Annotated in this window: 26 protein-coding genes; 14 read left to right on the forward strand and 12 right to left on the reverse strand. The window is 71.8% G+C overall.

All coding sequences use genetic code 11. From position 1 onward, the window contains the following. Positions 1–8 precede the first annotated feature (8 nt). Together BOSE127_RS00320 and BOSE127_RS00325 are read right to left on the reverse strand one after the other, a co-directional pair. Positions 9–650: a hypothetical protein gene (locus BOSE127_RS00320; protein WP_071251775.1), complete on the reverse strand. Its 642-nt coding sequence runs from the start codon at positions 648–650 to the stop codon at positions 9–11. Between the two features lie 111 nt (positions 651–761). Next, a complete protein-coding gene (locus tag BOSE127_RS00325; RefSeq protein WP_042538311.1) occupies positions 762–1,517 on the reverse strand; it encodes a glycosyltransferase in 756 nt (251 codons plus the stop codon). A 93-nt stretch (positions 1,518–1,610) separates the two neighbouring features. On the opposite strand from BOSE127_RS00325, the gene BOSE127_RS00330 reads away from it, so the two are divergent. From BOSE127_RS00330 to BOSE127_RS00355, 6 genes are all read left to right on the forward strand, one after another. Beyond that, positions 1,611–2,036, forward strand: coding sequence for a MarR family winged helix-turn-helix transcriptional regulator (locus BOSE127_RS00330; RefSeq protein ID WP_042538313.1), 426 nt, complete (start codon positions 1,611–1,613; stop codon positions 2,034–2,036). Positions 2,037–2,094: 58 nt separating this feature from the next. Beyond that, on the forward strand, positions 2,095–2,736 hold the full coding sequence (locus BOSE127_RS00335) for an MBL fold metallo-hydrolase (RefSeq protein ID WP_159145922.1): 642 nt from the start codon (positions 2,095–2,097) through the stop codon (positions 2,734–2,736). Positions 2,737–2,790: 54 nt separating this feature from the next. Further along, positions 2,791–3,480 carry an HAD family hydrolase gene (locus tag BOSE127_RS00340; protein ID WP_042538317.1) on the forward strand — a complete coding sequence of 230 codons (690 nt, stop codon included), beginning with the start codon at positions 2,791–2,793 and terminating at the stop codon, positions 3,478–3,480. 91 nt (positions 3,481–3,571) lie between these two features. Further along, a complete protein-coding gene (locus tag BOSE127_RS00345) occupies positions 3,572–4,054 on the forward strand; it encodes a GNAT family N-acetyltransferase (protein WP_231564055.1) in 483 nt (160 codons plus the stop codon). Positions 4,055–4,105: 51 nt separating this feature from the next. Continuing rightward, positions 4,106–4,726 carry a TetR/AcrR family transcriptional regulator gene (locus BOSE127_RS00350; protein ID WP_017887509.1) on the forward strand — a complete coding sequence of 207 codons (621 nt, stop codon included), beginning with the start codon at positions 4,106–4,108 and terminating at the stop codon, positions 4,724–4,726. Further along, positions 4,723–6,420 (forward strand): MDR family MFS transporter, encoded by a 1,698-nt coding sequence (locus BOSE127_RS00355; protein WP_017887508.1) that lies wholly within the window; start codon positions 4,723–4,725, stop codon positions 6,418–6,420. The genes BOSE127_RS00350 and BOSE127_RS00355 overlap by 4 nt, the downstream gene beginning before the upstream one ends. 220 nt (positions 6,421–6,640) lie before the next feature. On the opposite strand, the gene BOSE127_RS00360 is transcribed toward BOSE127_RS00355, so the two are convergent. Further along, entirely contained in the window at positions 6,641–7,639 is a 999-nt protein-coding gene (locus tag BOSE127_RS00360) for a LacI family DNA-binding transcriptional regulator (protein ID WP_040419828.1), read from the reverse strand. 162 nt (positions 7,640–7,801) lie between these two features. Between BOSE127_RS00360 and uriH the strand changes: the two genes are divergently transcribed. The 4 genes from uriH to BOSE127_RS00380 are packed head-to-tail and all read left to right on the forward strand — an operon-like array spanning position 7,802 to position 12,119. Continuing rightward, entirely contained in the window at positions 7,802–8,833 is a 1,032-nt protein-coding gene (gene uriH / locus BOSE127_RS00365) for a uridine-preferring nucleoside hydrolase UriH (RefSeq protein WP_071251777.1), read from the forward strand. A gap of 5 nt (positions 8,834–8,838) precedes the next feature. After that, positions 8,839–10,269, forward strand: a complete 1,431-nt coding sequence (uriT, locus tag BOSE127_RS00370; protein ID WP_140449203.1) for a uridine transporter UriT — start codon at positions 8,839–8,841, stop codon at positions 10,267–10,269. Further along, positions 10,266–11,126 (forward strand): ribokinase, encoded by an 861-nt coding sequence (locus tag BOSE127_RS00375; protein ID WP_140449204.1) that lies wholly within the window; start codon positions 10,266–10,268, stop codon positions 11,124–11,126. The genes uriT and BOSE127_RS00375 overlap by 4 nt, the downstream gene beginning before the upstream one ends. Before the next feature lie 51 nt (positions 11,127–11,177). Continuing rightward, a complete protein-coding gene (locus tag BOSE127_RS00380) occupies positions 11,178–12,119 on the forward strand; it encodes a Ppx/GppA phosphatase family protein (RefSeq protein WP_056073155.1) in 942 nt (313 codons plus the stop codon). A gap of 12 nt (positions 12,120–12,131) precedes the next feature. On the opposite strand, the gene BOSE127_RS00385 is transcribed toward BOSE127_RS00380, so the two are convergent. Next, positions 12,132–12,776 (reverse strand): antibiotic biosynthesis monooxygenase, encoded by a 645-nt coding sequence (locus BOSE127_RS00385; protein WP_071251780.1) that lies wholly within the window; start codon positions 12,774–12,776, stop codon positions 12,132–12,134. Positions 12,777–12,918: 142 nt separating this feature from the next. Here BOSE127_RS00385 and BOSE127_RS17250 point away from each other — a divergent pair, with 142 nt between their 5' ends. Further along, positions 12,919–13,731 carry a cupin domain-containing protein gene (locus tag BOSE127_RS17250; protein ID WP_236559463.1) on the forward strand — a complete coding sequence of 271 codons (813 nt, stop codon included), beginning with the start codon at positions 12,919–12,921 and terminating at the stop codon, positions 13,729–13,731. Between the two features lie 11 nt (positions 13,732–13,742). On the opposite strand, the gene ku is transcribed toward BOSE127_RS17250, so the two are convergent. Further along, a complete protein-coding gene (ku, locus tag BOSE127_RS00395; protein WP_140449207.1) occupies positions 13,743–14,753 on the reverse strand; it encodes a non-homologous end joining protein Ku in 1,011 nt (336 codons plus the stop codon). Between the two features lie 135 nt (positions 14,754–14,888). On the opposite strand from ku, the gene BOSE127_RS00400 reads away from it, so the two are divergent. From BOSE127_RS00400 to BOSE127_RS00410, 3 genes are all read left to right on the forward strand, one after another. After that, complete coding sequence (locus BOSE127_RS00400; protein WP_017887499.1) at positions 14,889–15,779, forward strand: SDR family oxidoreductase; 891 nt, start codon at positions 14,889–14,891, stop codon at positions 15,777–15,779. Continuing rightward, complete coding sequence (locus BOSE127_RS00405) at positions 15,776–18,286, forward strand: ATP-dependent DNA ligase (RefSeq protein ID WP_159555944.1); 2,511 nt, start codon at positions 15,776–15,778, stop codon at positions 18,284–18,286. The genes BOSE127_RS00400 and BOSE127_RS00405 overlap by 4 nt, the downstream gene beginning before the upstream one ends. A gap of 158 nt (positions 18,287–18,444) precedes the next feature. Continuing rightward, on the forward strand, positions 18,445–18,600 hold the full coding sequence (locus tag BOSE127_RS00410; protein ID WP_017887497.1) for a hypothetical protein: 156 nt from the start codon (positions 18,445–18,447) through the stop codon (positions 18,598–18,600). Between the two features lie 321 nt (positions 18,601–18,921). On the opposite strand, the gene BOSE127_RS00415 is transcribed toward BOSE127_RS00410, so the two are convergent. The 7 genes from BOSE127_RS00415 to BOSE127_RS00450 all read right to left on the reverse strand — a co-directional run bounded on the left by BOSE127_RS00415 (position 18,922) and on the right by BOSE127_RS00450 (position 26,142). Next, a complete protein-coding gene (locus BOSE127_RS00415; RefSeq protein ID WP_017887496.1) occupies positions 18,922–19,098 on the reverse strand; it encodes a hypothetical protein in 177 nt (58 codons plus the stop codon). A gap of 10 nt (positions 19,099–19,108) precedes the next feature. After that, positions 19,109–20,083 (reverse strand): sugar phosphate isomerase/epimerase family protein, encoded by a 975-nt coding sequence (locus tag BOSE127_RS00420; protein ID WP_017887495.1) that lies wholly within the window; start codon positions 20,081–20,083, stop codon positions 19,109–19,111. Positions 20,084–20,236: 153 nt separating this feature from the next. Next, positions 20,237–20,920 carry a fumarylacetoacetate hydrolase family protein gene (locus BOSE127_RS00425; protein WP_017887494.1) on the reverse strand — a complete coding sequence of 228 codons (684 nt, stop codon included), beginning with the start codon at positions 20,918–20,920 and terminating at the stop codon, positions 20,237–20,239. Between the two features lie 33 nt (positions 20,921–20,953). After that, positions 20,954–21,169, reverse strand: a complete 216-nt coding sequence (locus BOSE127_RS00430; RefSeq protein ID WP_017887493.1) for a hypothetical protein — start codon at positions 21,167–21,169, stop codon at positions 20,954–20,956. Then, positions 21,150–21,479, reverse strand: a complete 330-nt coding sequence (locus BOSE127_RS00435; RefSeq protein WP_017887492.1) for a hypothetical protein — start codon at positions 21,477–21,479, stop codon at positions 21,150–21,152. Before BOSE127_RS00435 ends, BOSE127_RS00430 begins: the two co-directional genes overlap by 20 nt. A gap of 93 nt (positions 21,480–21,572) precedes the next feature. Beyond that, positions 21,573–24,029: a phosphoketolase family protein gene (locus BOSE127_RS00440; RefSeq protein WP_159555945.1), complete on the reverse strand. Its 2,457-nt coding sequence runs from the start codon at positions 24,027–24,029 to the stop codon at positions 21,573–21,575. 1,510 nt (positions 24,030–25,539) lie between these two features. Beyond that, positions 25,540–26,142 (reverse strand): J-domain-containing protein, encoded by a 603-nt coding sequence (locus BOSE127_RS00450; protein ID WP_159555947.1) that lies wholly within the window; start codon positions 26,140–26,142, stop codon positions 25,540–25,542. Positions 26,143–26,152: the final 10 nt, after the last annotated feature.

The raw sequence follows: 26,152 nt of genomic DNA on the forward strand, positions 1-26,152 counted from the left end.
CGGTTGGGTCAGTCCGTGAAGACGTGCCCCACGACGTCGTCGAGCAGATCGGTCGTCTCGATGTTCGACTGCTGGATGTGGATGCCGATGTCGCCCCGCGCGAAGTACGTGTCGCCGTCGGTGACCGGGTACTGCGAGTTCTTCGAGACCTTCTGGCACAGGAACCCGTCGGACTCGTCGTCGCAGTCGTAGCCCTTCGTGGCGAGCTGCTCCAGCGCGTCGCGGGCGGCCGCGGGGTCGACGGCGTCGACCGCGATGGACAGGTACGAGGTGTCGGCCTGCGGCTCCCGCCACACGCAGTACAGGCGCTTGCCGTCGCCCAGCAGTGCCGGGGTGAACGAGCTCTTCGGGATCGCGATCGGGTCGCCGACGACCGACGGGTCGTTGAGCGGTGCCGAAGCGAACGCCTCGTCCCACTTGCCGGGTGTGATCAGGTCGGTGCAGCTGGCCGGGACGGTGGCCGTGTCGACGTCGACGTCGACGTCCGCGTCCGCGTCCTCGGAACTCGTGGGGCCGGGACTCGGCGCCGTCGTCGGGTCGGCTGCGGAGGTCGCGGTGGCGCTCGCCGGTCCGGCCGGTCCGGCCTGGGCGCAGCCGGTCAGGGCGAGACCCGCAGCCACCAGGGCAGTGAGCACGATCGTGTGGCGCATGGTTCCCCTTCGTCCGGTCGCGTCAGGTGATGACCGTCGCTCACGAACGTACCGACCGGGGGCCGCGGTGGCTGAGACCGTCACCGATTCGTTGTCCCCCGACCCCGTCGGTCAGCGGCTGCGCCACCACTGCGGCGACCGCGACCGTGCGCGCAGCCGTCGCGCCCACCGGCGCACCGGGTTCGCCCGTCGGCCGTTCACGCGGAACGTGTGGAAGGCACGTCGCGTCCGGACCCAGACGGACGGGAGGCCCGCCAACGGTCGCGCAGACACCTGCACCGTGAGCACGGGGTCGGCCACCACCCGCCAGGCCGGGTCGAGCTGCATGCTCAGGTCGACGTCGTCGTGCACCTCGGCGTCGCCGCGGTGCACCCTGCGGGCGACCGCGGCCCAGGTCGACCGGCGCATCGCCATGGCGGACCCGAACAGCGGCGGGCGCCCGAGCGCGCTCCACATCAGGACGAAGTACGGGCCCATGTACACGGCGTCCCACAGCCGTCGCACCACGGGGCCACCGCCACGAGGCCGGCCCGGCCCGGTCACCGCGACGACCTCGGGGTCGGCCACCAACCGGACCGCGTCGGCGATCCAGGACGGCGGTGGGACGGAGTCGGCGTCGAGCCGCACGATGACGTCCCCTGATGCACGGTCGTAGCCGCGCGCCGACGCCCGGGCGATCCCGCGCACCGGTTCCGTGAGGACGACCGCACCGGCGCCCCGGGCGACCGCCGCGCTGTCGTCGGTGCTGCCGTTGTCGACCACGACCACCTCGTCGGCGGGCCGGGTCTGGACCGCGAGGGCGGTGAGGCACCGGCGCAGGTGCACGGCGTCGTCCCGCACGGGGATCACGACCGAGACACGGGGCATCCATCGATCCAACCGGCTGTCAGCTGTGCGGATTGTCGGACCGCGTCCCCCACTGTCCCGGCCCGCCGATCACCGCGCGGTAGCGTTCCGGGCATGGACCCGATCGACGCGCTCGCCGCCGAACTGCGGCAGTCCATCGGACGCCTCGTGCGCGCCGCACGACGCGAGGCGGACGCGCTGCCGGCCACGCACGCCACCACCCTCGGGTTCCTGCAGCGTGAGGGCCCCATGACCATCGCGGAACTCGCGCGACGCCGGGGCGTGAAGCACCAGGGGCAGTCCCGCACGGTCGGCGAACTGGCCGGGCTCGGGTTCGTCGACCGGACCGCGTCGGACACCGACCGGCGGGCAACGGTGATCCGGATCACCGACGCCGGCCGGGCCGCGCTGCAGCACGACACGGACGCCCGGACGGACTGGCTGGCCGAGGCGCTCCGTCAGGAGACCGACGCCGAGGAGCGCGCCCTGCTCAGCCGCCTGCCCGAGCTGTTCGAGCGGGTCGCGCGCCGGGCGGACTGAACGCGCCCGCACCTCCGGCACAGCAGGACTTCTACAACACCGCTGTACGGTCGACGGCATGGAGTTGACGAAGTACAACCACGCCACCGTCGTCCTCGAGCAGGACGGCGTCACCCTCGTCATCGACCCCGGGGTCTTCACGCCCGAGGCCGTCGACCTCGTCCGCGGTGCCGCGGGCGTCCTCGTCACGCACGACCACCCCGACCACTTCGACATCGACGCGCTCCGTGCGGGACTCGCCGCGGACCCCGACCTCGTCGTGCGCGGCCCGGAGACCGTCGTCGAGCATCTCGGCGAACACCACGGACGCGTCGCAGCGGTGCACGCCGGTGACACGATCACCGTCGGACCGTTCTCCGTCCGGGTCTTCGGTGAGCAGCACGCGGTCATCCACCCCGACATCCCGTCCACCGCGAACGTCGGCTACCTGGTGGACGACGCGGTGTTCCACCCGGGCGACGCGTACCTCGAGCCCGGCGTCCCGGTGCCGACCCTGCTGCTGCCGACGAGCGGCCCCTGGACGAACACCGCCCAGGCCGTCGACTACGTCCGCGCCGTGGCACCCGAGCGGGCGGTGCAGATCCACGAGGCGATGCTGAGCGAGCTCGGTCAGCAGTCCGCCGCGCGCTTCCTCGGGCCAGACGGTCTCGGGCCGGTCCCGGTCCTGATCCTGCCCGCGGGGGAGACGATCACCCTCTGACGGACGCGGTTTGCCCCTGGGAGGCGATCCGGGCCTCCCGAGCAGCATGGAGGGATGGCCGACGCACCCACGACAGCAGTCCTCTTCGACATCGACGGCACCCTCGCCGACTCGAACTACGCGCACATCGACGCGTGGTGGCGAGCGTTCCTGGCGGCGGGGGAGTCCGTCGACGCCTGGCGCATCCACCGCGCCATCGGCATGGACTCGGCGAAGCTGCTCGAGACGCTGCTGCCGGACGCGTCCCAGGAGACCCGCGACACCGCGAAGCAGTTCCACACCGCCTACTACGCCGAGCAGATGCCGCGGCTCCGGCTGCTGCCGGGTGCGCGCGAGCTCCTGCAGGCCGTCGCCGAGGCCGGGCACGCCGTCGTCCTGGCGACCAGCGCCCCCGAGCACGAACTCGCCCGCCTGCGCGACCTGCTCGACGCGGGCGAGTGGGTCACCGCCGAGACCAGCTCCGAGGACGTCGAGCAGGCGAAGCCGGACCCCGGCATCATCCGGGTGGCGCTCGACAAGGTCGGTGTCTCCGCTGACGACGCTGTGATGGTCGGGGATGCCATGTGGGACGTCGAGTCCGCCGGCAAGGTGGGGGTGACGTGCGTCGGCGTGATGACCGGTGGCATCGGCGGTGACGAACTCCGCGGTGCCGGAGCGGCCGAGGTGTACGACGACGCTGCGGCCGTGCTCGCGGCGTTCCGCGCCGGCGAGGGTCCGCTCGCGGCACTCGGTCGGCGCGCCTGACGGGCGGCGCGCCTGACGGGTGGCGCCGGTCGTGCTCGACGGCCGTCCTCGGTTTCTGCGACGTCGGTCGCCCGTGCCAGGATCGACGTTCGTGATCACGATCGAACGCGTGTCCTGGGACGACCCCCGCAGCGTGGTGCTCCGCGCCCGCATGGACGACGAGATGCACGAGCGCTACGGGTCGGCGAACGCCGGCGAGGACCCGGCGGTCACCGCCGAGCGCAGCCGTGCGCTGAGCGTCGATCCGTCGACAGTCGTCACGTCGATCCTGGCCGTCGACGAGTCCGGCGAACCGGTCGGGCACATCGCCGTCCGGCGTCTGGGGGACGAGGTCGAGCTGAAGCGCCTCATCGTGCTGGCGTCCGCGCGCGGCAAGGGTGCGGCCACCGCACTGCTCGACGAGTGCGAGCGCGTCGGTCGCGAACTCGGTGCCCCGCGGCTCATCCTGCAGACCGGAGACAAGCAGCCCGACGCCGTGGCGCTCTACCGCAAGACCGGCTGGGACCAGATCGACGTCTACGAGCCCTACGCCGCGACGATGCCGTGGTCGTTCTGCTTCGAGAAGACCCTGTAACTCGACCCGGTCCACATTGCACTTTCACCACGAGAGTGCAATTCTTGCTCGGTGAGCACCACCGAACGCACCCGCGCGCTCCGCCGACGCATGATCGGCGAGGCGCGTCGGGCGACGGTCGAGCACGGGCTGCACGGCTTCACGATCGAGCAGCTCTGCGAGACCGTCGGAGTGTCGCGCCGCACGTTCTTCAACCACTTCGGGTCGAAGGACGACGCCGTGCTCGGCATCGAGCTCAACGCCGACGTCGAGGCGATCGACGCCTACGCCGCGGGCGGCATCGTCCCCGCGGGACTCGACCCCCTCGACTCGATCGTGGCGCTGGCCATCGACCAGTTCCACCGGGTCGGCATCGCCCGCGCCGACGAAGCCCTGGTCCGCCGGGTGTTCGAGCGGGAGCCGGCGCTCGTCGCACGGTTCCTGTCGGCGACCGACGTGCAGCTCGCCCGGGTCACCGTGGCGCTCGGACGGCGGTTCGGGTGGGACGACCCCGCCGACCGCCGACCGCGTCTGGTCACCGAGACCGCGGCGGCGCTCCTCAAGGTCACCGCGACCGAGTACTTCGACGACGCGTTCGACGAGGCCACTGGGCCGACGTTCGACGCGCTGCTCACCGAGAACCTCCGCCTGCTCAGGGCGGTCACCACGACCGAACGGGAACACACCACATGAGCGCCACCGCGCCGGGCACCACCAAGCGTGCCCGCCCAGGCTCCGACGGACCGCTGCTCCTGACGCAGCGTCGCATCTGGATCATCTTCTCCGCCCTGATCGCGGGGATGCTGCTCTCCAGCCTCGACCAGACCATCGTCTCCACCGCGATGCCGACCATCGTCGGGGAACTCGGCGGCGTCGCGCACCAGGCCTGGCTGACGACCGGGTACCTGCTGGCCTCGACCATCGTGATGCCCGTCTACGGCAAGTTCGGCGACGTCCTCGGTCGTCGCAACCTGTTCCTCATCGCCATCGCGCTGTTCACCATCGCGTCGGCCGGGTGCGCGTTCGCCACGGACTTCACGCAGCTCGTGGCGTTCCGTGCCATGCAGGGACTCGGTGGCGGTGGCCTGATGATCCTGTCGCAGGCGATCATCGCGGACATCGTGCCGGCGTCGCAGCGCGGCAAGTACCTCGGTCCGCTCGGTGCGATCTTCGGTCTGTCCGCCATCGGCGGCCCGCTGCTCGGTGGCTTCTTCGTGGACCACCTGACCTGGAACTGGGCGTTCTACATCAACATCCCGGTCGGCATCGCGGCGTTCTTCGTGGCGTGGTTCGCGCTGACCCTGCCGAACAAGAAGGCCACGAAGCGCATCGACGTGCTCGGGGTGCTCTTCATGTCCGCGGCGACCACGTGCCTGGTGTTCTTCTCGGAGTTCGGCGGGAGCAAGGACCACGGCTGGGATGCCCCCGAGACCTGGGCCTGGTTCGCCGGTCTCGTCGTCTCGGCAGCGCTCCTGGTGTTCGTCGAGTCCCGCGCGCAGGACCCGGTGCTCCCGCTGTCGTTCTTCCGCAACCGCACCTTCCTGCTGGCGACCGGCATCGGCCTGGTGCTCGGAATCGGCATGTTCGCGGCGATCGGGTTCGTCCCGACGTTCCTGCAGATGGCCTCGGGCACCTCGGCCGCGGTCTCCGGCCTGCTGATGCTGCCGATGATGGCCGGCCTGATCGGGACGTCGATCGCATCGGGTGTCCTGATCACCAAGACCGGCCGCTACCGGATGTTCCCGATCGTCGGCACGGTGCTGGTGGCCATCGCGATGCTCGCGATGACCCAGCTGGCGGCGGACACCCCGATCTGGCTCATCTGCGCCTACCTGTTCGTGTTCGGTGCGGGGCTCGGCCTGATCATGCAGGTGGTCGTCCTCGTCGCGCAGAACGCCGTTCCTGCCGAGCAGGTCGGGACCGCCACGTCGACGAACAACTACTTCCGCGAGGTCGGTGCCTCCCTCGGCACCGCCGTCTTCGGCGCGCTCTTCACCGCGCGGCTCACGACGTCGCTGACCGACGTGTTCCGCGGTGCCGGTGGCTCGGCGACCGATGCGGCGTCGTCGGCGGGCAGCATCGACCCGTCGACCGTCGCGGGGCTGCCGCCGGCGGTGCAGGACGGCGTCGTGAACGCCTACGCCGACTCGCTCGCACCGGTGTTCTGGTACCTGCTGCCGTTCATCGCGGTGGCGTTCCTGCTCGCGCTGTTCCTGCCGCAGATCACACTGTCCGACACGGCCGGCATGGTCGCCCGTGGCGAGGCCGTCGGCGGTGACGAGGCCGACGAGCTCGAGCGGGCCCAGCGCGCGGCCCGGACGGCGGGGTCGGAGTCCGTCTCGTCGGGTGGTGAGACGCCGGCGTCCCGCCGGGACGCCTCGGATTGAGCGAGACGCCGCCGGATTCGGCGGCGTCCAGCGGATCGCGGGGCGCGTTGTGGAGACGACGGCGTGCTGACGGGAGGCGCGGTGCCAGCTGGTGCCGCGCCTCCCGTCGGTCGTCCGGTCGCGCTCACGGCCGCAGCCGGCGTTTCGTGCCGGGCGACACCTCACGCGTTCCAGCGCGCGTGCGCCGTCGCTGAGCGCGTGAGGTCGCGGTCGCCCGGCGCTACGCGCCGGTGCTCGCGCGCGGGACGAGCCGTGTCGGCAGGGCCGCGGGCTCGGCGGCCGTGCCGTCGAGCGTCGCGAGGAGTCGCAGTGCCGCAGCCCGACCGAGGTCAGCGCCGGGCAGTGCCACGCTCGTCAACGCCGGCGCGGTGACCGACGACGACGGCAGGTCGTCGAAGCCCGCGACCGCGAGTGCGCCGGGGACGGCGATGCCGAGCGCGCCAGCGACCCGCAGGACCCCGTAGGCCAGGGTGTCCGCGGCCGCGACGACGGCGGTGACGTCGTCGTCCTGCCAGGCCTCGATGACGTGCTCGGTGGCCGAGGCCGCGGCCTCGACGGTCAGGTCGGCACGGGCGGTGACCTCGGAGACGGTGATGCCGGCGTCTGCGCAGGCCTGCTCGAACAGGTCGCGGCGCACGCCGAACGTCGCCGCCCGCGAGGTGCCGTCGAGGTAGCCCACGTGCCGGTGCCCCTGGTCGTGCAGGTGTGCGACGAGCTCGTGCACGCCGGTGGAGAGGTCGTAGTTGACGGCCTCGGGGCCACCGGGGGCGTCGAGCAGCACCACGGGGACGCTCGCCGACATCGGCTCGTCGGCGGCGGGGGCATCGACCAGGATGCCGGCGGGCCGGAGCCGTTCGAAGCGCCGGACGTCGGCCGCGACGGGCTGCGCGCCCCGTTCGGTGACGGAGAGCACGAGCTGGAACCGGTCGCCCAGGGTGTCGCGGACCCCACGGATGACCTCGGCGAAGAACGGGTTCGACAGGTCGGGGGCGATGAACACGACGAGGTCACCGCTGCCGCGCGCCAGGGAACTCGCGGCGTGGTCGACGACGTAGCCGAGGTCGTCCACGGCGTCGCGGACCCGCGCGGCGATGGGAGCCGAGACCCGCCCGCGGTCCTTGCCGTTCACGACGAGGGAGACCGTGGCGATGCTCGTGCCCGCACGCTCGGCCACCATCGCAGCGGTCACACGACGGCTCGGGGCGGCGGGGGAGGGCACCCGTCGATGCTAGCGAGCGCGGTGCTCGAACTTGACGTCAAGCGTTTGACGTGTTTCGATGTCAAACGCTTGACGCGCCGCGTCGCCAGCGTTCTGCCGGCCCGTGGATCCCCACCACGTCGAGCACTCACCTCGATTCCCCGAAGAAGTGGAGCGCCCAGCGTGCCCGATGCGACCCAGCCCGCCGCGAAGATCATCCTCGACTGCGACCCCGGCCACGACGACGCCGTGGCGCTCCTGCTCGCCCACGGCAGCCCGGCGATCGACCTGCTCGCCGTGACCACCGTCGTCGGCAACCAGACCCTGCCGAAGGTCACCCGCAACGCCCTGGCCGTCGCGCGGATCGCCGGCATCACCGGGGTGCCGTTCGCCGCCGGTGCCGCCCGCCCGCTGCTGCGTCAGATCGAGGTCGCCCCGGACATCCACGGCGAGAGCGGCCTGGACGGCCCGATGCTCCCCGAGCCGTCGTTCGACCTCGACGAGCGCCACGCCGTCGACCTGATCATCGACACCGTGATGGCGCACGAGCCCGGCACGGTCACTCTCGTGCCGACCGGCGGCCTGACGAACATCGCCCTCGCCGCCCGCAAGGAGCCCCGCATCGTCGAGCGCGTCAAGCAGGTCGTGCTCATGGGCGGCGGCGTGCACGTCGGCAACTGGAGCCCGGTCGCCGAGTTCAACATCGTCATCGACCCCGAGGCCGCGGCCATCGTGTTCGAGGCCGGCTGGGACGTCGTGATGGTCGGTCTCGACCTGACGCACCAGGCCCTGGCCACCCCCGAGGTCGCCGCGCGCATCGCCGGTGTCGGCACCGCCCCCGCCGCGTTCGTCGGTGAGCTGCTCGACTTCTTCGGGCAGACCTACAAGGACGCCCAGGGCTTCGACGCCCCGCCGGTGCACGACCCCTGCGCCGTCGCCTACGTGATCGACCCGACGATCGTCCGTGCCGTGAAGGTCCCGATCCACGTCGAGACCCAGGGCGCCCTGACCCTCGGGATGACCGTCGCCGACTTCCGCGCCCCGGCGCCCGAGGACTGCCGCACGAGCGCCGCGATGGAGCTCGACCACGGCCGGTTCTGGGACCTGGTCGTCGACGCGCTCGAGCGCATCGGCGAGACGGCCGACACCGGCTGGACCCCTCGTGCCGCCGCCGACGCCGTCGAAGCCGGCATCACCACGACCCCGGAGCACTGAACCCCATGACCACCACCTCGACGAAGAAGTCGATCGGCGCCCTCACCGCCGCGCTCCTCGCCGCGTGCATCGCGTTCCAGCTGAACGCGAGCATGCTCAGCCCCGCGCTCGTCACGATGGCGCGCGAGCTCCACACCGACGACGCCACCATCGGCCTGTCGCAGACCCTGTACTTCACGCTCGCGGCGCTGTTCTCGCTGTTCCTGCCGCGGCTCTCCGACATCGTCGGTCGCAAGCGCGTGCTGCTCGGCATGCTCGCCGTGATGCTCGTCGGCAGCATCGTCGCCGCGCTCGCGGTGAACGTGCCGATGCTGTTCGCCGGCCGGATCATCCAGGGCGTCACGGGTCCGGTCGTCCCCATCTGCCTGCTCGTCCTGCGCAACGAGATCAGCGACCCGAAGCGCTACGGCGCCGCGCTCGGGCTGCTGACCGCGGTGAACGGCGGCATCGCGGGCGTCGACGCCCTGGCCGGCGGGTGGATCGCGACGAACTTCGGGTTCCGCGGGATCTTCTGGGTCATCGCCGTCGTCACCGTCCTCGCCCTGTTCCTGGTCGCCGTCTGGGGCGTCGAGTCGAAGCCCTCCGCCGGCACCCGGATGGACTGGATCGGTGTCGTCCCACTGGTGGTGAGCGTCGGCGCGCTCCTGACGGCGTTCAACGAGGCGGGCAAGCTCGGTGCGGCGAACCCCGTGCTCGTGGTCGGTGGCGTCGTCGTCGCGCTCGTCGCCTTCGCGGTGTTCTGGGCCGTCGAGTCGCGGGTGCGGGAACCCCTGGTCGAGACCCGGTTCCTGAAACGCCGTGCGACCTGGGCGCTCCTGGCGACGACGTTCCTGACGATGACGGGCGTGTTCGCGGTCGTCAACGGCCTGGTCACGTCGCTCGCGCAGAACGGCGACGCCGGCTTCGGCATGGAGCCCGACCTGGCTTCGCTCGTGTTCCTCACCCCGTACGCGCTGGTCGGCTGGATCGTCGGACCCTTCGCCGGGCGCCTCGCCCCGACCATCGGGTACCGCGCTGTCCTGCGCTTCGGCCTGATCGGCAGCATCGTCTCGACCGTCCTGATGGCGCTCGTCGGGGTGCACTCCCTGCCCGTGCTGGTCACCGCGACCGTGCTGATCGGCATCACCTACGCCGGCATCGCGAACATCATCCTGAACGGCCTGGGCATCGTGCTGTCGCCGGAGTCGAACCCCGGCTTCCTGCCCGGCCTGAACGCCGGTGCGTTCAACCTCGGCGCCGGCGTCAGCTTCGCCGTCCTGCCCGCGCTGCAGATCGCGCTCGGCGTCGGCGGTTCCGCGGGCACCGCCGGGTACTCCGGTGGCATGCTGCTCGGGGCCGCGATCACGACCGTCGCGCTCGCGATCTCGTTCCTCATCCCCCGTCCGGAGGGCGCCGAGACCACGTCCGTCGCCCCGCAGAAGGAGACCGTCCGTTGACCGAGAGCATCGTCGTCGTCGGGTCGCTCAACGCGGACCTGGTGGTCCGCACCGAGCGCTTCCCCCAGCCCGGTGAGACCCTGCAGGGCTCGGACCTCGCGATCCTGCCCGGCGGCAAGTCCGCCAACCAGGCGGTGGCTGCCGGGAGGCTCGGGGGCACGGTGCGCATGATCGGTGCGGTCGGTGACGACGGGAACGGTGCGCTGCTCCGCGACTCCGTCGCGGCTGCGGGTGTCGACACGACGCACGTCGCCGTCCGTCAGGGAACGGCGACCGGCACCGCCGTCATCACGGTCGACGCCGCAGGCGAGAACACCATCGTGATCTCCGCCGGGGCGAACGGCACGCTGACGCCGGAGGACGTGCCGACCGACGCCTTCGCCGACGCCACGGTGCTGGGGCTCTGCCTCGAGGTGTCGATCGACGTCGTCCTCGCCGCCGCCCGGGCTGCGCACGCCGCCGGGGTCACGGTGCTCACGAACCTGTCGCCCTTCGGCGCGGTGCCGGCCGAACTGCTCGAGCTGACCGACGTGCTGCTCGTGAACGAGCACGAGGCCGCCGCGCTCGGGGACCACGGTGTCGCGCGGTCGATCGTCACCCGTGGTGGTGCCGGCTGCGTCGTGCACGATCGCGGTGCCGAGCCGGTGTCGATCGACGCCGTGCGGGTCGAGCCGGTGGACACCACGGGCTGCGGCGACGCCTTCATGGGTGCGGTGGCGCTGCGCCTGGCCACCGGGGACACCCTCGTCGACGCCGCCCGGTTCGCGGTGGGGGTCGGGGCGTACGCCGCGACCAAGCCGGGCGCGCAGGCCTCGTACCCGACCACCGCCGAGCTGGAGGCGTTCCTGCGGGCGTGACCCGCGCCTCCTGGCCGTGGGGTGACTGCGCGGCCCACTAGCGTTGGGTCCATGCGCGTGGGAGTCCTCGACATCGGGTCCAACACCGGCCACCTGCTCGTCGTGGACGCCCACGGCGGCGCTGCGCCGCTGCCGGCGTCCTCGTTCAAGCAGCCGCTGCGGCTGGCCGAGCACCTCGACGACTCGGGCGCGGTGACCCAGCAGGGGATCGACGCCCTGACCACCTTCGTCGCCGACGCGGTCCGCGTCGCCGAGGAGCGCGGCTGCGAGGACATGCTCGCGTTCGCCACCTCGGCGGTGCGCGACGCCGGCAACTCCGAGGCCGTGCTCGCCCACGTCGAGGCCTCCACCGGGGTCGAGCTGGCCGTCCTGTCCGGCTCGGACGAGGCCCGGCTGACGTTCCTGGCCGTGCGCCGCTGGTTCGGCTGGTCCGCCGGTCGCCTGGCGGTCTTCGACATCGGCGGGGGCTCGCTCGAGATCGCCGGCGGTGCCGACGAGGCACCGGACGTCGCGTGGTCGATGCCGATCGGTGCCGCCCGGCTGGCGCGCTCCTACTTCTCGGCCGGCACCCCGACCGAGGACGACGTCCGCCGCATCCGGCACGAGATCCGCGTGGAGATCGCCCGTGACGCCGGACGGTTGCTCCGCTCGGGGCGTCCGGACCGGGCCGTGGCGACGTCGAAGACGTTCCGGTCGATCGCCCGCGTCTGCGGGGCCGCGCCGTCCGCCGCCGGACCACTCGTGCCCCGTGCGCTCGACGGCGCGGTGCTGCGGCAGCGCCTGCCGGAGCTGCTGACGATGTCGGTCGACGAGCTCGCGGCGCTGCCCGGTGTCTCACCGAGCCGCGCACACCAGGTGGTGCCCGGCGCGCTCGTCGCCGAGGCGTGCCTGGACATCTTCGACCTGCCGGCCCTCGAGATCTGCCCGTGGGCACTGCGCGAGGGCGTCATCCTCGAGCGGCTCGATCAGCTGTCGGTGCTCGGGACCCCGTAGCGACCCGTCGATCTAGCCGCGCGGCTGCCGGACCGGCTGCTGCCGTTGCTGTTGCGGTTGCTTCGGCGGTGCGAGCAGCCACGGACGGATCAGCTTCGTCACGAACGGCAGCACCCAGAACGTCATGATCGGCGTGAGCACGACGGTCGTGATGAGCACCCGGGGCAGGATCGCGACGTGCGCGAACGCGGGGACGAGCCAGGCCATCAGGTACGTGAAGGCGAGGTTCACCGGGAAGAAGCCGAGCCAGATGCTCACGGACTGCTTCCACCGCGGGGGAGCGCTCGAGGCCGGAGCGTCCTGCGGGACGTCGAACCACCCCTCGATGCCGGTGCGCTTCTCGACGCGGGACTCCACCACCAGGTCACGGCCCAGGTCGAGCCACCGCAGCCGGTCGTCGGAGTTCTCCCACGTCGCCAGGGAGTCGTGGTCGGCGAACCGGTAGAGCATGTGCCACTCGCGCGACTGCGCCCGGGAACGCACCCACCCGGAGCCGAGGAAGCCCGGGTAGCGGTTCGCCAGGTTCACCCCGGACTGCACCCAGCGGGTGGCCTCGGGGATGCGGTCGGGTTCGACCAGGCGGGTGACGGAGACGGTGACGGGTGGGCCATCGGTCGCGGGTGGCGACGACAAGGCCCCAGGCTCTTCTGGAGTCATGTGCCCAGTGTCGCGGACCCGTGTTTCCGGCTCGTGACACGTGCCTCGCGCGCCGGCTGAACGGATCCGCGTCGTCCTTCGACCACCGTCCCAGGTGGGTGCAAGACGATCATCTGGCGAACGCACCACCGAGAGGACCCCGATGCCCCACCCCGAGCCCACCACCACCCTCATCGCCACCGTCGACGGGCCCGACGGCGGCACGTACGAGGTACGGCGGCTGACGCTCCCGGTGGGTGCGTCGACCGGCTGGCACCAGCACGACGCACGCCAGACGGGTCTCGTGGTGCGCGGTGCGCTGACGCACGTCACCGAAGAGGCCACTCGGGTCGTCGGGCCGGGGCAGGCCCTGGTCGAGGAGCCGCGCATCGTGCACGACGGCCGCAGCACCGGCACGGAGGACGCCGAGCTGCTCTACGTCGCCCACCTGCCGGCAGGTGCAGCGGCGTCGACCCCGGGCGAGGCGCCAGCCAACGAGGGGCCGGCCCGCAGCGCGCTCGTGACGGTCCCGCTGGGGCGGCCGCAGTTCGTCCACGCCCTGCGCTACACCGCGATGTACGCGCCGAAGCCCTTCGCCGAGGCCCTGCTCGTCTACCGGGACAACGGCACGTACACGATCCTGTCCCCGGGTGAGGACCACCACGGCTGCTACGTCTCGGCGACCGATCCCGCCGAGGGGATGCGGCACGTCGCGTTCATGTCGTGGCCGTCCGCGGACTGGGGCCGGAACATCGCATCGCACACCCTGACCTTCGAGGCCGCGAGCGGCGCGTTCACCCAGGAGCTCCGGTTGCCGGGTGACCCGGTCCCGCGGGCGCAGTACGGGTACGCGGTGCACGTCGAGGACCCGGAGTCGATCGACACCGGCGCCGGGTGGGCGGCGCTCCGCCAGCAGTACGCCGAGGTGTTCACCACGCTCGAGCACCTGGCAGGCGGCGGGTCGACCGCGGCCTGACCCGGGAGTGGTCAGCTCGCCTGCTTCTTGGCGGCGGGCTTCTTGGCCGGGGCCTTCTTCGCCGGTGCCTTCTTCGGCGCCGACTTCGCGGTGGCCTTCTCCGTCGTGCTCTCCGCGGCCTTCTTGGCGGGCGCCTTCTTCGCCGGCGCCTTCCTGCCGGAGCCGGACGTGCCCGAGCCGGAACCGGATGACGACCGTGCGGCCGACGACGAACGCGACCCCGAGCCTCCTGTCCGCTTCTTGTCGACGGACGCACGCAGGGCGGCCATCAGGTCGAGCACGTCACCGCCCTCGTCGTCGTCGTCCTCGTCGTCCTGCGCGCCGAAGGTCTTCTCGGTGTCGATGTCGTCGCCCGCCTCGAGCTTGGCGTCGATCAGCTGCTGCAGTTCCTCCTGGTAGGAGTCGGTGTAGCGGTCGGGGTCGAAGTCGGTGGACATGCTCTCGACGAGCGAGGACGACATCTTCAGCTCGTTGGCGCTGACCTTCACCGTCGTGTCGAGGGTCTTGAAGTCGGCGGCGCGGACCTCGTCGCCCCAGAGCAGCCCCTGCAGCAGGATGACCTCGTCGTGCACCCGGAGCACCCCGAGCCGGGTCTTCTGCCGCAGGGTGAACTGCACGATCGCCAGGCGGTCGGTCTTCGCCAGGGTCTCGCGCAGCAGCACGTACGCCTTCGGCGAGCGCGAGTCGGGCTCCAGGTAGTAGGTCTTCTCGAACATCATCGGGTCGACCTGCTCGACGGGGACGAACTCGAGCACCTCGACCTCGTGCGACTGCTCCTCGGGGAGCTGCTTGAAGTCGTCCGCGGTGAGCACCACGGTCTTGTCACCGTCGTCGTAGGCGCGCTGGATGTCGGCGTACTCGACCTCGTGGCCGAACTCGCACACCCGCTTGTACCGGATGCGGCCCTTGTCGTCGTCGTGGACCTGGTGCAGGGACACGTCGTGCGTCTCGGTGGCCGCGTAGACCTTGATGGGCACGTTGACGAGCCCGAACGCGATGGAGCCCTTCCAGATCGACCTCATGCGCACATGATGCCCGCCCGCACGCGTGCGTGCCCGGAGCCGACGGTTCCTCCACAGGTCCGCCGTCCGGGGGATCGTTCCACGGATGTCCGGTTCGCTGGACCGCCGCGAGGCCGGCGCGAGCACGATGGGCCCATGAGCCAGCTCGACAAGCAGGACCCGCGCGACCAGTTCCCCCGTCCGCCGTTCCCCGCGCAGACCCAGCAGGGGTCCGGGCTGGCGAGTGCGATGGACCCCGCCCCCGACCACGGCGAGACGAGCTACCTGGGCACCGGGCGGATGCGCGGGTACCGGGTGCTCGTCACGGGCGCGGACTCCGGCATCGGGCGCGCCGCGGCGATCGCGATGGCGAAGGAGGGCGCCGACGTGGCCCTGAACGCCCTGCCCGAGGAGCGCGAGGACCTCGAACAGGTCCGCGACGTCATCGGTGACCTCGGGCGCAAGGCCGTGCTGTTGCCCGGCGACCTGACGGACGAGGCATTCTGCGACGTCCTGGTGCAGGACGCCGTCAGCGAGCTCGGTGGCCTGGACGCGCTCGTGCTGGTCGCCGGCCACCAGCAGGTGCACCAGGACGTCACCGAGCAGAGCACCGAGGACTTCGACCGGACGATGAAGGTCAACCTGTACTCGCTGTTCTGGCTCGTCCGCGCTGCCGTCCCGCACATGGCGCCGGGCAGCTCGATCGTCACGACCAGCTCGGTGTCGGCGTACCAGCCGCAGGACCGCATGATCGACTACGCCGCGACGAAGGCCGCGATCATCACGTACACGAACGGGCTCGCGCGGCAGCTCGCCAGCAAGGGCATCCGTGCCAACACGGTGGTGCCCGGGCCGGTGTGGACGCCCCTGCAGCCGATCAGCTACCCGGGCGACGAGATCGCGGCGTACGGCCAGGACACCCCGTTCGGGCGTCCCGCCCAGCCCGTCGAGCTCGGCAGCGCCTACGTCTACCTGGCCGGGCCCGAGTCGTCGTACACGTCCGGCACGACCCTGACGGTGGCGGGAGCGACCGGGGTGGCGCTGTGAGTCCCGCCTCGCGCAAGACCGTCGTCCTGGTCGGCGACCGTCGGCTCGCGCTCACGAACACCGACAAGGTGCTCTACCCCGAGACCGGCACCACGAAGGGTCGGGTGATCGAGTACTACGAGCGGGTCGCGCCGTGGATGATCCCGCACGTCAAGGACCGCCCCGTGACCCGGAAGCGCTGGGCCAACGGCGTCGACGGCAAGGTCTTCTTCGAGAAGAACCTGCCCGACTCGGCCCCCGACTGGGTGCGGCACCACACCATCCACCACTCGGAGCACGACAACGAGTACCCGATCGTCGACGACCTGCCGACCCTGGTGTGGATGGCGCAGCAGGCCGCGCTCGAACTGCACGTCCCGCAGTGGCGGTTCGGTCCCCGCGGTGCGCAGCAGCACCCGGACCGGCTCGTGCTCGACCTGGACCCCGGTGACGGCGTCGGGCTGCCCGAGTGCGTCGAGGTCGCCGTGGCCGCGCGCGAGATCCTGCACGGCATGGGACTCGACCCGTACCCGGTGACGTCCGGCTCCAAGGGCATCCACCTGTACGCGGCCCTCGACGGCAAGGCGACGACGGCGCAGGTCTCCGACGTCGCCCACGAGCTGGCCAAGGCCCTCGAGACGGACCTGCCGGACCTGGTGCTGTCGTCGATGAGCCGTGCCGAGCGGACGGGCAAGGTCTTCGTCGACTGGTCGCAGAACAACGGCAACAAGACGACCATCGCCCCGTACTCGCTGCGCGGCCGCGAACGGCCGACGGTCGCGGCACCACGCACCTGGAAGGAACTCGAGGAACGCGGGCTCGCGCAGCTCACGTTGGACGAGGTCCTCGAACGCCTGGAGGCCCGTGGGGACTTCCTGCACCCGGTCGCCTCCGCCTCGCTGGCCGTCGGGCGCGACGACCACGGTCACTGGGACAGCGACCGCACCGAGCGGGCGAACGACGCCGAGCAGCCCGCCCGCGACCGGCTCGCCGCCTACCGGGCCAAGCGGGACGCCTCGAAGACGCCGGAACCCGTGCCGGAAGGTGCCCCGACGGTGCGGAAGGACGGCACACCGACCTTCGTCATCCAGGAGCACCACGCCACCCGTGACCACTACGACTTCCGGCTCGAGCACGACGGCGTGCTGGTGAGCTGGGCACTGCCGAAGGGTGAACCGACCGACCCCGGCAAGAACCACCTGGCCGTGCAGACCGAGGACCACCCGCTCGAGTACGGCTCGTTCGAGGGCACGATCCCGAAGGACGAGTACGGCGGTGGCACGGTCACGATCTGGGACGACGGCACCTACGAGCTCGAGAAGTGGCGCGAGGGGCAGGAGGTCATCGTCACCCTGCACGGTCGGACCGGCGGCGCTCGCCGCCTCGCGCTGCTGCACACCCGCGGCCGGGGCGGGGGCGACGAGAAGAACTGGCTCATCCACCGCACGAAGGAACAACCCGAACGGCTGGCGGACGGCGGCAGCGGTGCCGGGCCGGCGGTGGCGCGCACCGCACCCGGCGGGTCCGACGGGCGGCGACGGATCACCCGGGCGGCGGACGCCGAGACCCCGCCGTCGGAGCGCCGGACGATGCAGGCGACCCTGGACAAGGGCGAGACCCGGCTGGACCCGGCGGACTGGGCGTTCGAGATGAAGTGGGACGGGGTGCGGGCGCTCGCAACCGTCCGCGACGGATCGGTCACCGTGCGCAGCCGCAACGACAACGACCTGACGGCGCAGTACCCGGAACTGCAGGAACTGGGGGAGCGGGCCGGGGTCGACGGGGTCTTCGACGGTGAGATCGTGGCCGTCGACGACCGCGGCCGACCGTCGTTCCAGCGGCTCCAGAACCGGATGGGGCTGACGAAGGCGCGTGAGGTCCGGAGCGCGCAGGAGACCACCCCGGTCCGGTTCCTGCTCTTCGACGTGCTCGAGGCGGACGGGCACGAGCTGACTCGGCTCGGGTACGACGCCCGGCGCCAGGCGCTCGAGACCGTCGTGCAACCGGGTGGTGCGATCGACGTGCCGCCGGCGGTGCAGGGTGAACTCGACGCGGTGCTGGCCGCCTCGCGCGAGCAGGGCCTCGAGGGCGTCGTCGCGAAGAAGCGGTCGTCGAAGTACGCCGAGGGCCGTCGGTCCGAAGCCTGGCTGAAGCGCAAGCACCACGCCACCCAGGAAGTCGTCGTCGGCGGCTGGAAGCCGGGCAGCGGTCGGCGTGCCGGCGGGATCGGATCGCTGTTGCTCGGGGTACCCGGCCCGGACGGACTGGAGTACATCGGCAAGGTCGGCACCGGGTTCCGCGACCGCGACCTCGACGAGATCGGCGATGTCCTCGCACCACTGGCACGGAAGACCTCACCGTTCGTCGACGTCCCACGGCCCGACGCGCGGGACGCCCACTGGGTCACGCCGGAGCGCGTCGGCGAGGTCGAGTTCGCCGAGTGGACGGGTGACGGGCGGCTCCGGCAACCGTCGTGGCGGGGATGGCGGGTCGACAAGGACCCGGACGACGTCGTGCGGGAGTCCTGACGCGCTGGCCGGCCGCGGCCGGCGCATGCATCCGCATGGGTCCGCCCCTGGCGAAATTCCGTCCCCCGTGCGACGCTCGGGCGGGGGACGATTCCGGCAACGACGCCGGGGTCCGGCCACGGACTGTTACGTTCGCCGAGACGAAGGGGGCTCAGGGGATGAACTCGAGCAAGTACCTGCCGCCGTTCACGGCCGCAGAACGCGTCGCGATCACCGGGGACGACCTGTCGCAGCGGATCGTCGAACCGCGCAGCAGCACCACGGAGACCGAGGTCCGGTACGCGGACTTCCTCGCCGACGAGGACGACGACTGACGAGCACGGTGGCCTGACCCGCGCGGCGGCCCGGCGGCTCCGTGGTGGCGGAACGGGTCGGCGGACCCGACGGCCCGCACGCTGGATCAGGGAGCGCACGGACCGCCGCCGGGGCACGCGGCCAGCCGGTTCAGGGAGACCGGCCGCACGGCCCCGCACCGGGCGCGCAGCAGCGCAACCGGTGGGTCCACTGGTGGGACGCACCGAGTGAGCGGATCGTCACACGCGAAGACGAACGAATCGCCGGGCGACCTGGATGGTCGCCCGGCGATTCCGTCGGTGTGGGGAGTGCTTTCGGGACAGTACCGGGTCAGTACCGGTTCACGCCGCGGGGGCGGGTCCGTCGGCGGGCTCCGCGTGGTCGGCCACGGGGGCGTCCTCGTCGATGAGCGCGTCCTCGTCCGGCTCCACGACCTCGGCCGCGGCGGCCTTGGCCTCGTCGATGGACTCCTGAGAACGGCGGAGCAGGTCGTCGTCGTGTGCTGCCTGATCGGTCATGCCCAGCAACCTACGCGGGCGTCCCTGTGTCGGCGTCCCGACGTCGCGCACCGTTCGTCGGGTCGTGGCGGCCGGTCTGCGGCGGCTCGAAGTCGACGGCGGACGTCGGTGCGGGCGTCGAGGGCATCGCCGGGGCAGCCGGGGCACCGAAGGCGTCAGCGGCGTCGAGCACCGCACGGGTGGCGGCGACGGCGGTGCGGAGCGCGTCACGGACGGGCATCGCACGGTGCGCCGGGGTCCGGACCTCGACGCCCCACGGCTCGTCGAACCCGAGTTCACGCACCGTCCGGACGAGGCCGGGCAGGTCCCACGCTCCGGCACCGGGCAGGTACCGCGCGGTCCGGGACTCCTCGGCCAGGGTCATCCCGCTCGGGGTGTGCAGCAGTCCGTCGCTCAGCTCGACGGCTGCGAGGACCCCCGGTGCGACGCCCTGCCGGATCGACGCGAGGGTCGAACCGCCGCGGAGCGCGTGCATGGCGTCGAGGAGCAGCCCGCCGTTCGGGTGCCCGGCAGCGGCGACGAAGCGTGCGGCCCGTTCGATCGTGGGCAGGTTGGACCACGGCTCCGGCTCGAGCACGATCTGCGCCCCGACGGCCTCGGCCTGGTCGGCGAGCGCGACCCAGTCGTCGGCCATCGTCGCAGGGGAGGCTCCGGGCAACGAAGTGTCGGCACGGACCACCACCTGCCAGGCGCTCAGGGTCGCGGCGGCCTCGAGCACCACCCCGCGATCGGCGTCTTCGTCCTGGGTGCGGCTCGCGCAGGTCCACCACCGGTCGAGCGGTCCGAGCTGGACCCAGACGATGCCGGCCCCGTCGAGCATGCGGCGGAGTTCGGCGAAGCCCGTCGTGGCACGGACCTCGTGCAGGTCGTCGAGGGACAGTGACAGGCCGGCGAACCCGGCGGACCCCACCGCGTGCACGCGGTCGCGGACGCTCTCGTCGCCCGCCCACGTCCAGGACGTGGCGAGCAGGTCGTGTTCCAGCACGGTCGTACCTCCGGCAGTCCCGGGGTGTCCGCGTCGCCCCGTCGCGATGCGCCGCCCCGTGTCCGCCGCGGGCCCCACCCGCGACGATGCCCAAGGATTACCCGTGCTGCCTGCGAAGGCTCCCAGCCCGTCGACACATCGGCGACACGTGGCTCAGACGATCCGGGTCCGGACCTCGCCGACACCGGCGATCGTGCCGATGAGCACCGAGCCGCGTTCGAGCACGCCGACGCCGTCGGGGGTGCCGGTCATCAGCAGGTCGCCGGGCGCGAGCGACACCGACCGCGAGACCGCCGCGATCGTCTCGGCGACCGACCAGATCTGGTCGGCCAGGTCGCCCGCCTGCCGGAGTTCCCCGTCCACCGTCAGCTCGATCGCGCCGCTGGTCGGATCGACCGCGTCCGCCGGGGTGATCGCGCCGATCGGTGCCGAGGCATCGAAGCCCTTCGCGGTGTCCCACGGGCGCCCGAGTCGCTTCGCCTCGGCCTGCAGGTCACGGCGGGTCAGGTCGATGCCGACGGCGTAGCCCCACACGTGGGCGAGGGCACCGGCGACGGCGATGTCCGCGCCGCCGGTGCCGATCGCGACGACGAGCTCGACCTCGTGCTCCAGTTGCTGGGTCAGGGGCGGGTACGGGGTGTCGGCGTCGTCGACCACGACGGCGTCGGCCGGCTTGGTGAAGAAGAACGGCGGCTCGCGGTCCGGGTCGTGGCCCATCTCGCGGGCGTGCGCCGCGTAGTTCCGGCCGACGCAGAACACACGGCGGACGGGGAACCGCGCGCCCGTCGTCGTGGGCACGGTCGGGAGGCTCGGGGCCGGGATGACGAGTTCGGTCACGGTCCCAGCGTGGCAGGCTCGCATGGCGTCGGTTCAGCCCTCACCGAAGGACGCCTCGTCCTTGAGCTTCCGCGCTCGTGCGCGCTCCTGCCGTTCGCGCCATTCGATCCGCGCCTGACGGAGCTCTTCCTCGGCGCCCTTCGCCCGCATCATGGGCCCGTAGTGCGGGTCTGCCAGCAGTGCGGGCGTCGTCAGTTCACGTCCGTCGAGCCAGCGCTTGAAGTCCTTGTCACTCAGCTTCGAGATCATCGTTCGCTCCTTCGATCGTCGCTGCGGTCAGGTCGTCGAGCGCCCGGCCGACCCAGCGGTCGTCCGCGGTCGTCCAACTGCGGCTCACCAGCGCAGCTGCCATCACACCGGCGGCCGCGCGCGTTCCTTCGTCGTCCGAGGTCGCCCGGTCGGCGACCCACGACCAACGCTGCCACCACAGGTCGCGGTGCACCGAGAACTCTGCATTTCGCCGTCCTGCGCGCCCGTCGAGCACCGAGGCGACGAGCGCACCCAGCGCGACGGACGCGCTCGTGACCGACACGAGCGCACTGATCCAGCCGATGTCCATGCCGGAACCCTGACAGCACGGAACCGGTCACGCGGCGGGCGTGACCGGTCCTGTGGAGGGTGCTCCGGGCCTCCCGGCCTGTGGAGGATTGCGTCAGTTGCCGGGCGCGGACGCCTCGGTCTCGCCCGCACCCGGGTCGCCGCCGGTCCCACCGCTGGCGGGTTCGTCCTGCGGCCAGCCCGCGAACTCCCAGCCCGCGAGCGACGGGTGGTCCTCGCCCTTCGTGTACGCGAACGTCCGTGCAGCGTCACGCGCCTCGGACAGCTTCGTGAGCAGGTCGGCGTGCGCCTCGGCGTCCACCCGTGTCAGGGCGTCGTGGGCCAGGGCGAAGCGGTCCATCTCGTTGCGCATGAGCATGTCGAACGGCGAGGTCGTCGTGCCCTGCTCGAGGAACCCGTGCACGTGCAGGTCGTCGTGCCCGTTCCGGCGGTACGTCAGCTGGTGCACGAGCGTCGGGTACCCGTGGAACGCGAAGACCGTGGGCGTGCCGGGCAGGAAGAGCGCGTCGTACTGCTCGTCCGGGATCGGGTGCTCGTGCTTGCGCGGGTCGCCGAGCGCCAGCAGGTCGACGACGTTGAGGACGCGGACACCGACCCCGGGTGCGTGCTTCCGGATGATGTCCGTGGCGGCGACCGCCTCGACGGTGGGGACGTCACCGGCGCACGCGAGGACGACGTCGACCCTGCCGACGGCCTGCTCGGTGCCGGCGAAGTCCCAGACCCCGAGTCCTGCGTCGGCGTGCGCGACGGCGTCCTCGAGGGACAGGAAGACCGGCTCCGGGTGCTTGCCCGCGACGATCACCTCGATGCGGTCCGTGGTCTCCATGGCATGGGCGGCGACGGCGAGCAGGGTGTTGGCGTCGGCCGGCAGCTTGATCCGCACGAGGTCCTGCTGCTTCGACGCGACGACGTCCAGGAACCCGGGGTCCTGGTGGGAGAAGCCGTTGTGGTCCTGCCGCCAGACGTGCGACGACAGCAGGAGCGACAGGTTCGACACCGGTGCCCGCCAGTCGATGTCGGTCGAGGACTCCAACCACTTGGCGTACTGCCCGACCATCGAGTCGATGATGTGGGCGAACGCCTCGTAGGTGTTGAGCATCCCGTGCCGACCGGACAGCACGTACCCCTCGAGCATGCCCTCGAGCAGGTGCTCGGACAGGACCTCGGTGACCCTGCCGCGGGGGGAGAGGTGCTCGTCGCCCGGCGCACGCTGGGCACGCCAGACGCGGGTGGTGACGTCGAACACGGCGTCGAGCTTGTTCGAGATGGTCTCGTCCGGACCGAACAGCCGGAAGGTCGAGGCGTTCTTCTCGATCAGGGCGGCGAGCCAGGGGCCGAGCGTGCCCGTGGCGGACGCTTCGGTGCCGGCCTCGACCGCGTACGGCTCGAGGGGTGGGCGGTCGAGCGCGGTCCGCAGCCGGCCGCCGTTGCCGTGCGGGGTGGCGCTCATCCGCTCGTCGCCGGTCGGGCGGATCGACGTCATGATGCCGACCGGGTGGCCGTCCTGGTCGAAGAGCTCCTCCGGGCGGTACGAGCGCATCCACTCCTCGAGCTGGGCGCGGTGACCGTCGTCCTCGCGCACGGCCGGCAGTGGCACCTGGTGTGCACGGAAGGTCCCCTCGACCTGTTCACCGTCGACCACCTTCGGGCCGGTCCAGCCCTTCGGGGTGCGCAGCACGATCATCGGCCACCGCGGACGCAGGGCCGCGGCGCCGGCGGGCTGGCCGGCGGCGGCACGAGCGGCCTGGGCACGTGCGGCGGCCTGGATGTCGTCGATGCCGGCGAGGGCGCGTCGCAGGGCGCCGTCGAACAGAGCGTGGACCGCGTACGGGTCGTCGTCGACGCGGCGGGAGTCGACCACGATCGGGTCGTACCCGAGCCCGCGGAAGTACGCGGTGAGGTCCTCGTCGGGGATGCGTGCCAGGACCGTCGGGTTCGCGATCTTCCAGCCGTTGAGGTTGAGGATCGGCAGGACTGCTCCGTCGGAGACCGGGTCGAGGAACGTGTGCGCCTGCCACGACCCGGCGAGCGGACCGGTCTCGGCCTCACCGTCGCCGACCACGCACGCGACGACGAGGTCGGGGTTGTCGAGCGCCGCACCGTACGCGTGGGAGAGCGAGTAGCCGAGCTCGCCGCCCTCGTTGATGGACCCGGGGGTCTCCGGGGCGGCGTGCGAGGGGATGCCGCCGGGGAACGAGAACTGTCGGAAGAACCGCTGCAGGTCGACATCCTGGTACAGCTCGTTCCACGTGCCGTCCAGCCAGGCGTTCGCGTTCATCGCCGGGCCGCCGTGTCCCGGGCCGCAGATGTACAGGAACTCGCGACCGGTCTCCGCGATCAGCGCGTTGCAGTGCGCGTAGACGAGGTTCAGGGCGGGCGAGGTCCCCCAGTGCCCGAGCAGCCGCGGCTTGACGTCGTCGGGTTCGATCGGCCGGGTGAGCAGCGGGTTGTCCAGCAGGTAGATCTGCCCGACCGTCAGGTAGTTGGCGGCGCGCCACCAGGCGTCGACCGCCCGGAGCCGGTCGGTCGTGGAGATGTGTGCTGGAGCCATGGGTACACGGTACGAAACACCGGGTTGCTGCACCTCAGGAAACTCGTCCAAACCGTTCGGGCAGCGGCGCCGAATGACTTGCACAGGGCAAAAGCCCAGGGCGCTCTCCGGTCGCAGTTGGCCGGTACTCAGCGCGTGCACAGTGCACGTTCGGCCACCGGCCGGAGCGCCTCCAGAGCAAAGGACTGATCACGATGCGCAAGAGCCTCAAGACCTCCATCACCCTCGCCACCACCGGCGCCCTCGTGCTGGGCGGTGCCGCGTTCGGCATCTCCTCCGCCCAGGCCGCGACCCCCGCCATCCACACGGTGTCCTCGTCGTCGTCGAAGATCCCCGCACCGGTCGCCTCGGTGCCCGAGGTCCTCGGTGGCTCCACCGCCGTGAAGCTCGACTCCGGCTTCACCGACGCCCTCACCTCCCTCAAGCTCACCCCCGGCGTCTCCGGCACCGCCAAGCTCGCCGACGGNGCCCTCGTGCTGGGCGGTGCCGCGTTCGGCATCTCCTCCGCCCAGGCCGCGACCCCCGCCATCCACACGGTGTCCTCGTCGTCGTCGAAGATCCCCGCACCGGTCGCCTCGGTGCCCGAGGTCCTCGGTGGCTCCACCGCCGTGAAGCTCGACTCCGGCTTCACCGACGCCCTCACCTCCCTCAAGCTCACCCCCGGCGTCTCCGGCACCGCCAAGCTCGCCGACGGATCCGTGTCGTTCCCGATCACCGCCGGATCGGTCACCTACTGGTCCCCCGACGGCAACTACCGCCCCTACGTCCAGGGCCTGCTCAACCACGACGACTCCGGCCTGACCCTCAAGGGCGGCGACACCACCGTCACCCTCGAGAACTTCGTCGTCAACCCCGGCTCGTCCAAGCTCTACGGCGACGTCCTGGTCAACGGCAAGGTCGCCGTCAACAACGCGTTCCTGTTCGAGCTGCACGGCGGCTCCCTCAAGCCCCTCCAGCTCGAGGGCGACAACGCCATCCTGACCGGCACCACCGTCCACATCAGCGAAGACGCCGCCGGCCTGCTGAACAAGACCTTCGGCACCGACGCCGTCAAGCGCGGCCTCCTCGTCGGCACCGCCACCATCACCGCACAGATCAAGTAACACCNCGGCGGCTCCCTCAAGCCCCTCCAGCTCGAGGGCGACAACGCCATCCTGACCGGCACCACCGTCCACATCAGCGAAGACGCCGCCGGCCTGCTGAACAAGACCTTCGGCACCGACGCCGTCAAGCGCGGCCTCCTCGTCGGCACCGCCACCATCACCGCACAGATCAAGTAACACCCCCGCACCACGATCGGCCCGGACCACGCAGCAGCGCGGTCCGGGCCGATTCGCGTTGCGCGAACCGCACCGCGCCGCGGGCCCGCGCCTGGCAGAACCAGTCGTACCCGGCGGCCGTCGTCGCCCTCGCCACGGGCTGGGCGACACCTCACGCGCTCACGCTCGCGAGAACTGTCGCTCAGCGCGAAAGCCCGGCGACGGCCCGCGCCGCCGCGCCACGGCACCGCTCAGCGGCGGCGCCACCACCGCCGCGGCTTCGCGCCGGCCAGCGCCTGCTCCGCAGCCCGAGCGGCCGCCGCCATGCGCAGCTCGCGGCGCTCCCGCCAGGCGAGCACCTCGGCTTCGACGTCGCGCATCGGCGTGACCACCGGCGGCCCACCGAGCAGCTGTCGCCGGGCCTCCTTCACCCGTGCGTTGAAGTCCACCAGGACGTCGCGCACGTCGGTCTCGAGCGACAGGGCGTCGAGGGCGTCGTCGAGTTCGGCGTCCTCCGTCCGGAGCGCCAGGGCCGGTGGCGCGATGCCCCGGATGTCCTCGCGCTCGATCTTCGACTTGATCCACCAGTCGGGATCGTGTTGGCCGTCGATCCCGGGCAGCGGTTTGCCGTGGTACGGGTTGCCCTCGAAGACTCCTCGGCGTTCGGCTTCGGCGATCTGCGCCCGCGCGTGGGCCGCGACGTCGGCGGCCTTGAGCAGCCGGCGTTCCTCGCGCTCCGACCGCACCTCGTCGGGGTCGAGCGACCCCCGCTCGATCTCCTGGTCGACGAGCTGCTGGTACCGGTAGCGCGCGGCCCGGCGGAGGCGGTCCATGCGTGCATCGACGTCGTTCATCGTCAGACCA

The sequence above is a fragment of the Curtobacterium sp. 8I-2 genome, from assembly GCF_902506155.1.
In the GTDB taxonomy this organism is placed as follows: domain Bacteria; phylum Actinomycetota; class Actinomycetes; order Actinomycetales; family Microbacteriaceae; genus Curtobacterium; species Curtobacterium poinsettiae.

Coding starts and splice junctions, on each gene's coding strand:
- BOSE127_RS00340 (WP_042538317.1), top strand. CDS start 2,791: ATGGCCGACGCACCCACGACAGCAGTCCTCTTCGACATCGACGGCACC.
- BOSE127_RS00355 (WP_017887508.1), top strand. CDS start 4,723: ATGAGCGCCACCGCGCCGGGCACCACCAAGCGTGCCCGCCCAGGCTCC.
- BOSE127_RS00325 (WP_042538311.1), bottom strand. CDS start 1,517: ATGCCCCGTGTCTCGGTCGTGATCCCCGTGCGGGACGACGCCGTGCAC.
- BOSE127_RS00320 (WP_071251775.1), bottom strand. CDS start 650: ATGCGCCACACGATCGTGCTCACTGCCCTGGTGGCTGCGGGTCTCGCC.
- BOSE127_RS00385 (WP_071251780.1), bottom strand. CDS start 12,776: ATGACTCCAGAAGAGCCTGGGGCCTTGTCGTCGCCACCCGCGACCGAT.
- BOSE127_RS00450 (WP_159555947.1), bottom strand. CDS start 26,142: ATGAACGACGTCGATGCACGCATGGACCGCCTCCGCCGGGCCGCGCGC.
- BOSE127_RS00440 (WP_159555945.1), bottom strand. CDS start 24,029: ATGGCTCCAGCACACATCTCCACGACCGACCGGCTCCGGGCGGTCGAC.
- BOSE127_RS00335 (WP_159145922.1), top strand. CDS start 2,095: ATGGAGTTGACGAAGTACAACCACGCCACCGTCGTCCTCGAGCAGGAC.
- BOSE127_RS17250 (WP_236559463.1), top strand. CDS start 12,919: ATGCCCCACCCCGAGCCCACCACCACCCTCATCGCCACCGTCGACGGG.
- BOSE127_RS00400 (WP_017887499.1), top strand. CDS start 14,889: ATGAGCCAGCTCGACAAGCAGGACCCGCGCGACCAGTTCCCCCGTCCG.
- BOSE127_RS00330 (WP_042538313.1), top strand. CDS start 1,611: ATGGACCCGATCGACGCGCTCGCCGCCGAACTGCGGCAGTCCATCGGA.
- BOSE127_RS00435 (WP_017887492.1), bottom strand. CDS start 21,479: ATGGACATCGGCTGGATCAGTGCGCTCGTGTCGGTCACGAGCGCGTCC.
- uriT (WP_140449203.1), top strand. CDS start 8,839: ATGACCACCACCTCGACGAAGAAGTCGATCGGCGCCCTCACCGCCGCG.
- BOSE127_RS00415 (WP_017887496.1), bottom strand. CDS start 19,098: ATGACCGATCAGGCAGCACACGACGACGACCTGCTCCGCCGTTCTCAG.
- BOSE127_RS00410 (WP_017887497.1), top strand. CDS start 18,445: ATGAACTCGAGCAAGTACCTGCCGCCGTTCACGGCCGCAGAACGCGTC.
- BOSE127_RS00430 (WP_017887493.1), bottom strand. CDS start 21,169: ATGATCTCGAAGCTGAGTGACAAGGACTTCAAGCGCTGGCTCGACGGA.
- ku (WP_140449207.1), bottom strand. CDS start 14,753: ATGAGGTCGATCTGGAAGGGCTCCATCGCGTTCGGGCTCGTCAACGTG.
- BOSE127_RS00380 (WP_056073155.1), top strand. CDS start 11,178: ATGCGCGTGGGAGTCCTCGACATCGGGTCCAACACCGGCCACCTGCTC.